The sequence below is a fragment of the Streptomyces antioxidans genome (assembly GCF_000968685.2).
Classification (GTDB): domain Bacteria; phylum Actinomycetota; class Actinomycetes; order Streptomycetales; family Streptomycetaceae; genus Streptomyces; species Streptomyces antioxidans.
This window is the reverse complement of record NZ_LAKD02000030.1, coordinates 107974-116503: the sequence shown is the minus strand read 5'-3', so window position 1 is coordinate 116503 and position 8530 is coordinate 107974. Positions and strand designations below refer to the sequence as shown.

General features: G+C 72.7%; 8 protein-coding genes. 3 read left to right on the top strand and 5 right to left on the bottom strand.

Going from position 1 to position 8530, the window contains the following annotated elements; translation table 11 throughout:
* Nucleotides 1-170: 170 nt before the first annotated feature.
* Nucleotides 171-1043 (top strand): ABC transporter permease, encoded by an 873-nt coding sequence (locus VT50_RS12945; RefSeq protein WP_046086224.1) that lies wholly within the window; start codon nucleotides 171-173, stop codon nucleotides 1041-1043.
* 65 nt (nucleotides 1044-1108) lie between these two features.
* Here the strand turns inward: VT50_RS12945 and VT50_RS12940 are convergent, their stop codons facing one another.
* Complete coding sequence (locus tag VT50_RS12940) at nucleotides 1109-1426, bottom strand: hypothetical protein (protein WP_046086223.1); 318 nt, start codon at nucleotides 1424-1426, stop codon at nucleotides 1109-1111.
* Between the two features lie 208 nt (nucleotides 1427-1634).
* Here VT50_RS12940 and VT50_RS12935 point away from each other — a divergent pair, with 208 nt between their 5' ends.
* Entirely contained in the window at nucleotides 1635-2675 is a 1041-nt protein-coding gene (locus tag VT50_RS12935) for an LLM class flavin-dependent oxidoreductase (RefSeq protein WP_046086222.1), read from the top strand.
* A 37-nt stretch (nucleotides 2676-2712) separates the two neighbouring features.
* On the opposite strand, the gene VT50_RS12930 is transcribed toward VT50_RS12935, so the two are convergent.
* Nucleotides 2713-3105: an SCO5389 family protein gene (locus VT50_RS12930; RefSeq protein ID WP_046086221.1), complete on the bottom strand. Its 393-nt coding sequence runs from the start codon at nucleotides 3103-3105 to the stop codon at nucleotides 2713-2715.
* Between the two features lie 211 nt (nucleotides 3106-3316).
* Between VT50_RS12930 and nucS the strand changes: the two genes are divergently transcribed.
* A complete protein-coding gene (nucS, locus tag VT50_RS12925; protein WP_037951157.1) occupies nucleotides 3317-3979 on the top strand; it encodes an endonuclease NucS in 663 nt (220 codons plus the stop codon).
* A gap of 311 nt (nucleotides 3980-4290) precedes the next feature.
* Here nucS and VT50_RS12920 read toward each other — a convergent pair whose 3' ends face one another.
* From VT50_RS12920 to VT50_RS12910, 3 genes are all read right to left on the bottom strand, one after another.
* Entirely contained in the window at nucleotides 4291-6951 is a 2661-nt protein-coding gene (locus tag VT50_RS12920; protein WP_046086220.1) for an ATP-binding protein, read from the bottom strand.
* Nucleotides 6952-7198: 247 nt separating this feature from the next.
* Nucleotides 7199-7522 carry an STAS domain-containing protein gene (locus VT50_RS12915; RefSeq protein ID WP_046086219.1) on the bottom strand — a complete coding sequence of 108 codons (324 nt, stop codon included), beginning with the start codon at nucleotides 7520-7522 and terminating at the stop codon, nucleotides 7199-7201.
* A 155-nt stretch (nucleotides 7523-7677) separates the two neighbouring features.
* Nucleotides 7678-8526 (bottom strand): 3-hydroxyacyl-CoA dehydrogenase family protein, encoded by an 849-nt coding sequence (locus tag VT50_RS12910; RefSeq protein ID WP_046086218.1) that lies wholly within the window; start codon nucleotides 8524-8526, stop codon nucleotides 7678-7680.
* Nucleotides 8527-8530: the final 4 nt, after the last annotated feature.

The window sequence follows — 8530 nt, the reverse complement described above, 5'->3', positions numbered from 1 at the left end:
CCCGCGGCGCCCCCCACTCCCCCGGCTCAGCCGCCCGGGGCGCCGTCCGCCCCCGCCGATCTGACCAAGAGCGACACCGAGGACGCCCGATGACGACCCCGTACCAGCAGCACCAGGCGCCCGTCCCCCCGCAAGGCCCTCCGCCGGGAGCTCCGCAAGGCCCCCCGCAGATGCCGCCGCAGACAGCCCCGCAGGCGGCCCCACAGCAGCCAGCGCCCTCCGGACCCCCCTCGCAGCCGTACGCCGGTGTCGGCCCGTACACCTCGCCGATCCCGGTCCGCCAGACCCACCTCGGCAATGCCCTCGCCTCCGAGTGGACCAAGATCAAGTCGGTGCGCTCCACGATCTGGACGCTGAGCGTGATGGTCGCGCTGGTGGCCGGGATCGGGCTCCTGGTGGCGGCGAGCACCAACGACAGCGACTACGAGGCCGTCCCCACCACCCTCCCCGGGTTCTTCGGCACCCTGCTCGGCCAGCTGTGCATCGTCACCCTCGGGGTGCTCGTGATCACCTCCGAGTACGGCACCGGGATGATCCGGACCACCTTCACCGCCTCCCCGCGGCGCTCCCGGGTGCTCACCGCCAAGGCGCTGGTGTTCTTCACCCTCTCGTTCATCACCACGACCCTCGCGCTCACGCTGGTGGCCTTCGCCAGCACCGGGATGCACAGCGGTCCGGGTGTCCAGGAGCCGACGGATGACCAGCTCGTGGGCGCGACGGTCGGCGCCGGGCTCTATGTGTCGCTGCTGGGGCTGCTCTCGCTGGCCGTCGGCTGCATACTGCGGCACTCCGCGGGCGCGATCACCACGATGCTCGGTGTGGTACTGCTCCCGTCCATCCTCCCCGCGTTCCTGATGATGTCGGACAGCCTCCGCGATCTGGGGAAGAAGATGCAGGAGTACTCCTCGCCCCAGGCGCTGGCCTCCCTCTTCCGGATCGACGACAGCCTGAACAGCGGCTGGCCCCAGCTGTGGGGGCTGGCCGGAGTCACGGCGGCGGCGCTGATCGCCGCCTATGTGCTGCTGGAGAAGCGCGACGTCTAGGACTCGCGGGGCCCGCGCCGCACGTACCGCACCCGAGCCGGACGTGCCCGCGCGCCGGGTCCGAGTCAATACCGCGGCGCGTTACGGGACCGCTGGAGCTTCGCGCTCCGGCGGTCCCGTGCGTTCCAGCACGCCTTGTGCCAGTGGCGGCGGTCGTCCACGCCCATGTGCTGCTGCCAGGCGACCACATGCGCCACCCCGGGCGGAATCTCCTGGTCGCAGCCCGGGCAGCGGTAGTGCTTGGCGGCGGCCCCGCCGCCGACCTGCCGGACCACCCACTCCTCCCCCTGCCAGGTCTCCACGCGGTCGAGGCCATAACGGCCCGTACTCTCATGGCCGACGGGCTTTTCGCCGCCTCGCTGGCGGTTTCGGCGTGGAGACACGGGCACCTCGACAGAACTGGGAGCTAACGGACTGTGACCAGCGTACGCGCTACGGTCACCCTCCGGGAAAGTCGTTGTCCACATCCGCTCTCCGATCATCATGAAAACTTCATGCCAGGCCGTGCCCTTGGCACGTGTCAGGCGTTATTGCCTTTGAGGGGGGATGCCCGCGCCGGCACCTCAGCCGCGACAAGGAGGCAGTTTCACGATGGATGTGGGGGCTTTCATCCTGGCCGCTCAATTCCCAGGCCAGGGGCAGGGGGAGGCGCTGCACCGCGCGGTGCGGTCGGCCGAACTCTGCGAGGAGACCGGGCTGGACGCGGTCTGGGTCGCCGAGCACCACTTCGTTCCGTATGGCGTCTGCCCGTCCGCGGTCACCCTCGCCGCCCTGCTGCTGGGACGTACCCGCCGGATCGGCGTCGGTACGGCGGTGAGCGTACTGCCGACCGCGCATCCCGTCGCGCTGGGTGAGCAGGCGGCACTGCTCCATCTCCTCTCCGGTGGCCGGTTCACGCTGGGTGTGGGCCGTGGCGGGCCGTGGGTGGACCTCGAGGTCTTCGGCTCGGGTCTGGGGGCGTACGAGCGGGGCTTCCCCGAATCGCTCGATCTGCTGCTGCGCTGGCTGCGCGAGCCCCGGGTGGGGGCGGACGGCGAGCGGTTCGCCTTCCGCGAGGTGGCGGTGGTGCCGCGCGCCGACGACGCCCTCGCCGGGCGGGCGGCGGACACCCCGCCGGTGGTCGTCGCCTGCACCTCGCCCAGCAGTGTGCGGCTGGCCGCCGAGCGCGGGCTGCCCATGCTGCTCGGCATGCACTGCGGGGACGAGGAGAAGGCCGAGGTGGTCGGCCTGTGGCGGAAGTCCGCGCTGGCGGCGGGCCGTTCGCCGGAGCACGTCGAGGCGGCGGCGGCGCGGCATGTCTCGGCCGGGGTGGTGCAGATCGGGGACACCCGCCCCGCGGCGGCCGAGGTCCTGACCAAGGCGATGCCAGGCTGGCTGCGGCAGGGTCTGGAGGCCCATGTGACGGTCGACGGCCGGGAGCGCCGGATGCGCGACCCGGTGGGCTACGCGGAGCTGTTGTGCGGGCTGCATCCGGTGGGCTCGCCGCGGCTGTGCGCCGACCGGCTGGCGGCGACCGCGGAGCGCACCGGGATCCACCGGTTCGCGCTGCTGGTCGAGGGGTCGGGCGATCTGGCGGCCACCGAGGAGAACGTACGACGGCTCGGTGGCGAGGTGCTGCCGCTCCTGCGCTGATACACCTCCCCCTGGTGGAGCGGCAGCGGATGTCCCGTCAGCAGTCGCGGAGTTCGGGTGACTGGTTGAGCAACTGCCCCCGGACCGAGGTGAAGCGGGCAAGGCGCTCGTCCACCGACGCGTCCATCGGGAAGACCGCCACCCGGTGACAGTTCTGGAAGGCCAGCCGCACCCCGAAGTGGCGCTGCAGCGCGCCGCGTATCGCATCACTGGCGAGTGCGCGGAGCAGTTGACCGCGGGCCTGCTCATCGGGTGGCGGCGTCTGGTTGTCGGCGAACTCCCCGCCGTCCACCTTCAGCTGGGCCACCAGCGAGCTGATCATCTCCCATGCGTACGGTAGGGAGTTCCGGACGCAGTCGACGAAGTCCGCTTCGTCGACCTCGCCTCGCTCGGCCTGTTCGAGCAGGGCCGGTGAGACGTCGAGCGACATGGGTTCTCCTCTCGCGACCCCGCGAGCGGGGTCTCAGGGATGGGAAGGGCGAACGGCGACGCAGCGTACCCGTCCGACGACCGCCCGCTTCAACGGTAATTCGGCCACTGCGCCCGCACCAGGAGAATGGGCACACAACCAGCCATTGCCGAACGGGTCCATCGGCGGACGAATCGCGTGCGGCGGTGGTGGTCGAGTAGCGTTGCCGACCATGCGTCTCGTCATCGCCCGGTGCTCGGTGGACTACGCCGGCCGCCTCACCGCCCACCTTCCCTCGGCACCCCGTCTGATCCTGGTCAAGGCCGACGGCAGTGTGTCCATCCACGCGGACGACAGGGCTTATAAACCCCTCAACTGGATGTCTCCGCCGTGCACGCTGAAGGAAGGCGACGACGATGTGTGGACGGTCGTGAACAAGGCGGGCGAGAAGCTCATCATCACCATGGAGGAGGTCCTTCATGACTCCTCGCATGAACTCGGCGTGGACCCCGGCCTGATCAAGGACGGTGTGGAGGCCCATCTGCAGGAGCTGCTCGCCGATCGTATCGAGACACTTGGCGATGGCTGGACGCTTATTCGGCGTGAATACCCCACCGCCATTGGCCCCGTGGACATTCTCTGCCGCGACGCGGACGGGGCGACGGTCGCCGTGGAGATCAAACGCCGTGGTGAGATCGACGGTGTCGAACAGCTCACCCGCTACCTCGAACTCCTCAACCGGGACCCCCACCTCGCCCCGGTGAAGGGGGTCTTCGCCGCCCAGGAGATCAAACCTCAGGCCCGCGTCCTCGCGACGGACCGGGGGATCGGGTGTGCGGTGCTGGACTATGACGCGCTCCGAGGCATCGAGGACGACAAACTCCGCCTCTTCTAACACCGCCTCTCTTCTAACACCGCCTCGCGCCCGGAGACGCGGCGGAGCCGCAAACCGGTGTCTTTCCCCTCCCCGCCCCTTCCCGTTAACCAGGGGCTCCGCCCCTGGACCTTGGGGGCGCAGCCCTGGTGCGGAGTCTGGGGCGCGGGTTCCTTCGGGGACTGGGGCGGGGCCCAGTTTCGGGAAGGGGCGGGGAGGGGAACAGGCCGCCGCAGGCGCAAGATCCGGTGGGTCGGCTGGATCACGCCATGGGTGCGGGGCGGACCCTGGCGTGATCCGGCGCCTCCGCGGGGCCCTCCCGGACCGCTCGGCTACACGACCGGGGTGGCCGTACTGGACGGCGTGGGGGTCGCGGGGGCGCTCGCGGTGGTGGAGGTGCCCCCGGTGGGGGTCGTGGTCGGGGACGACGTCGTGGGCGTCGGCTCACTGGGCTCGTCGGTCGGCGTCGGCGGCTTGCTCGTCGGCGGCTTGGTGGTCGGCCGCGGATGCGAGGGCGTGGGGTGCGAGGACGGCGGCGAGGGCGGCCTCTCGGTGTCCGAGGGCGGGTTGCTGGTGGACGACGGCCCGCTGGGCTCCGTGGAGCCGCTGGGCGAGCCGCTGTCGCTCGGCTCGGTCGGGGACGCGGACGTCTTCGACGACCCGCTGGGGCCCGGCTCAGGGGCCTGGCTGGTGCTGCTCGTGGGCTCGTCCGCGGTCAGGCCCTTGTCGTCGTCCTGCTGGCTGGCCGAGCGGTCCGGCTTGACCTTGTCGCCCGGGCCGCCCGAGTCGTCGCCCGAGGTGACGCCCAGGGTCACCACGGTGCCGAGCGCGCCCACCAGCAGTACGCCCGAGGCCGCCGCGACCACATTGCGCCGGGCCCCGTGCAGCGCCAGCCGCCGCAGACCGCCCGGCTTGCCGCCCGAGGGCCCGGCAGGGGCGGAGTCGGCCGTCGGGGCCGTGGAGGTGGCGGGGGCCGCCACCGAGGTCCGGGAGGCGGACGGGAGCGCCGCCGTGGCCGCGGTCGTGGCCGCCGTGCTGCCCATGGCGGCCATCGGCGTCGTGGTCGCCGCCTTCGGGGTGACGATCGTGGCCGCGGTGTCGTCCGGCGCTCCGCCCGCGGCCGGGCGGCCCGTGTCGCCCTTACGGTTCCCACCGCTCGGCCCACCGCCGGTCCCGAACGCCCCGGCCATCGCCGAGCCGGTCGAGCGGTCGGCGACCAGCGCCAGCGCGCGCCGCCCCGCGACCGTGCCCTGCTTGTCCGCGAGCACGCCCCGCAGCCCGATGGAGGCCTCCAGCTCGGCGCGGGCCCGGTCAAGATGGCCCGTACACAGCGCGAGGACGCCCAGCTCATGGTGGAAGTAGGCCTCGTCCGCGACCTGCCCCGCCAGCCGCGCGGCCTCCTGGCCGTGCCGCACCGCGCGCTCCCAGGCGCCCCAGTGCAGCGCCGCGGCGAGGGCGGGCGCGGCGGCGCGGGCCAGGAGCACGGCGGCGTCGGCGTGGCCCGCCTCGCGGCTGCCGATGAGCGCGGCCATCGCCGCGAGGATCGCGTCGGCCTCGGCGGCGACGCGTTCGGGGGCGACCGAGGGGTGTCCGGCCCACCAGGCGTAGTGCTGGGCGACGGTGTGCGCGCGCCCGGCGCCCTCGTCGGCGTAACCCGCCTCCTCCAGTTGGGCGGTGACGCGCGCCGCCAGCCGGTAGTGCGATCCGGCCGGGGTGACCAGGCCACAGCCAAGCAGCTCGCCGAGGGCGGTGTCCGCGTGGGCGTCCCCGGACAGCGCGGGCAGATGGGCCTGGTGGGGGCATTCGCCGCCGAGCGCGACCGCGAACCGCAGGGCGTCACGGGCCGCCTCACCGAGACGGGCGGCGAGCAGCGCGGCGGGGGACGCCGCCTCCGCGATCGAGGGCAGCGGAATCCGGTCCTCCGGCGCGGAGGGGTCGTCGTGCCGGGCATCCCGCTGCCGCAGCAGCGCGCCCGCCTGGACGAAGCGCAGCGGCAGCCCCTCGGACTCGAACCACAGGTCAGCCGCCCAGCTCGCCTCCTCCTCCGCCAGGGGCCGCCGTGCGGCCCGCTCGAGGAGTTCGAGTCCGGCCGTACGGCTGAGTCCGGAGAGGAAGACCTCCTCCAGGTGGGAGTCGGGGGACGGCGCCGGGACCTCGGGGGTGGCGGAGAGCAGGAACGCGCATTCGGGGGTCGCGTCAAGGAACTCGTCCAGCGCGGCACCGCCGAACTCGATGTCGTCCAGGACGACGACCGCGCCGATCTCCCTGACCGCCGCCAGCAGTTCCGCGCGGTCCGGCCGGTGGAGCGGGGCGCTGAGGACGGCGGCGTAGAGGTCGTGGAGGAGGTCGGTGGGGGTGCGGTGGTAGCCGGAGAGGCGTACGACACCGTCGGGCGCGAGCCGTTCGCAGTCGGAGGCGACGGCCTCCAGCAGGGTGCTGCGCCCGGCGCCGGACGGCCCGGTGACCCGCACCGAGCGGCCGCGGGCGAGCAGCCGGGCCAGCCGTTCCCGCTCCTCGTCGCGCTCCAGCATCGGCAGTTCGGGCAGGACGGTGCCGGACGGGCGGGGCGCGGCGGCGGCGCGGCGCAGTTCGGCCCGCTCATCGGGGCCGTGGCGCTCGGGCCGGGCACGGCGCTCACCGGGCGGGCAGGGTTCTATCTCGCTGCCGTCGACGGGGTTGACCGTCAGCAGATACTCACCGGCGACTATGCGCGCGGTGCGGGCCGGGGAGGTGGAAGCGAGCGCGGAGGATGCAGCAGAGGCGGCGGAAGCGGAGGAGGGCGGTGACGCGGACGCGCCGGGCACCGGAGCACCCAGCGGCGGCGTCGGTACGTCCCCCGTCGGCCCCGGCAGCCCCGACGCCCCCGTCTGCGCGGGCGGGCGCGGCGACGAGCCGTCGCCCGGGCCGCCCGCCGCGTGCGGCGCACCGGAAGCCCCGCCGGGCGCTCCCTCGTCGTGGCCGTGCTCCTGCGATCCGCGGTTCTTCGGGTCCACTGTCCTTGCCCCCCAGATGCGTGGCGTGCTCCAAGGCTCCCCGGCCTGCCTTCGCTTCTGGTCCGGTGCCGCCGTAGGGAATGTGTCCGGCGCTCGCCGGACCCCGGGCCGTATCAGACGGCCTGGATCTGCTCACAGTATCCACCGCCCCGTGGGAGGCCCACGCCGCCCCGGGAAACCCGCCGCCCCGTCAGGGGGCCCACACCGCCCCGGGAAAGCCCGCCGCCCCGGGCAGGGTCCCCGCCGCTCAGACGCGCGGCAGGGACTCCGCCTCCAGTCCGCCCTCGATCGCGAGGATGCGGTGCAGCCGGGTGGCCACCAGCAGCCGCTGCATCTGGGGCGGCACCCCGCGCAGCACCAGCCGTCTGCCCACCCGGCCGGCCCTGCGGTGCGCGCCCATGATCACCCCGAGCCCGGTGGCGTCCCAGGAGTCCAGTGCGGTCAGGTCGAGGACGAGATCCCCGCCGCCCGCGTCGACGGCAGTGTGCAGGGCCGTACGGGCGTCCGCCGCGCTCCGGACGTCCAGTCGGCCCCCGACGACCAGCTCGGCGTGGTCGCCCTTGATGTGCATATGCGCTCCCCAATACGGTGCGTCGTGTCGTCAATGCGCCATTTCTGTCTACAGAACTGACTGCCTCTCATACGAGGAAGTTGCCGTCTGTAAGCGAACCGATACCGAATTCACCCGGGCGGGTGAGTCCCGGGCCTGGCGCCGCACCAAGGCCCTCAGTAGCGGTAGAAGCCCTCGCCGCTCTTCCGGCCGATGTCCCCGGCATCGACCATCCGGCGCATGCTCTCCGGCGGTGCGAACTTCTCGTCCTGCGACTCGGTGTAGATGTTGTCGGTGGCGTGCAGCAGGATGTCCACGCCGGTGAGGTCGGCCGTCGCGAGGGGTCCCATCGCATGGCCGAAGCCGAGCTTGCAGGCGGTGTCGATGTCCTCGGCCGTGGCGACCCCCGACTCGTACAGCTTCGCCGCTTCCACGACGAGGGCGGAGATCAGCCGGGTGGTGACGAAACCCGCGACATCGCGGTTGACGACGATACAGGTCTTGCCGACGCCCTCCGCGAACTCCCGTGCGGCGGCCAGGGTTTCATCGCTCGTCTTGTGACCGCGCACCAGCTCGCACAGCCCCATCATCGGCACCGGCGAGAAGAAGTGGGTGCCGACGACCCGCTCCGGGCGCCGGGTGGCCGCGGCGATCTTGGTGATCGGGATGGCCGAGGTGTTCGAGGCCAGGACCGTGTCGTCCTTGACCAGCTCATCGAGGGTGGCGAAGATCTCCCGCTTGACCTCGATCTTCTCGAAGACCGCCTCCACCACGACATCCGCGTCGGCGGCGGCGTCGAGGTCGGTGGTGGTGATGATCCGGCCCAGCGCCCGCTCGGCCTCGTCCGCCGCCAGCTTGCCCTTGGAGACGAACTTGTCGTACGAGGCCCGGATTCCGTCCGTGCCGCGCCGCAGCGCCTCGTCGGTCACATCGCGCAGCACCACGTCCCAGCCGGCCTGGGCCGAGACCTGCGCGATACCGGACCCCATGAGTCCGGCTCCGATGACCGCGAGCTTCTTGGCCACGACA

Bases quoted from the DNA above. Each gene is read 5' to 3' on its own strand.
- VT50_RS12945 (WP_046086224.1), top strand. From the start codon at position 171: ATGCCGCCGCAGACAGCCCCGCAGGCGGCCCCACAGCAGCCAGCGCCC.
- VT50_RS12935 (WP_046086222.1), top strand. From the start codon at position 1,635: ATGGATGTGGGGGCTTTCATCCTGGCCGCTCAATTCCCAGGCCAGGGG.
- VT50_RS12930 (WP_046086221.1), bottom strand. From the start codon at position 3,105: ATGTCGCTCGACGTCTCACCGGCCCTGCTCGAACAGGCCGAGCGAGGC.
- nucS (WP_037951157.1), top strand. From the start codon at position 3,317: ATGCGTCTCGTCATCGCCCGGTGCTCGGTGGACTACGCCGGCCGCCTC.
- VT50_RS12915 (WP_046086219.1), bottom strand. From the start codon at position 7,522: ATGCACATCAAGGGCGACCACGCCGAGCTGGTCGTCGGGGGCCGACTG.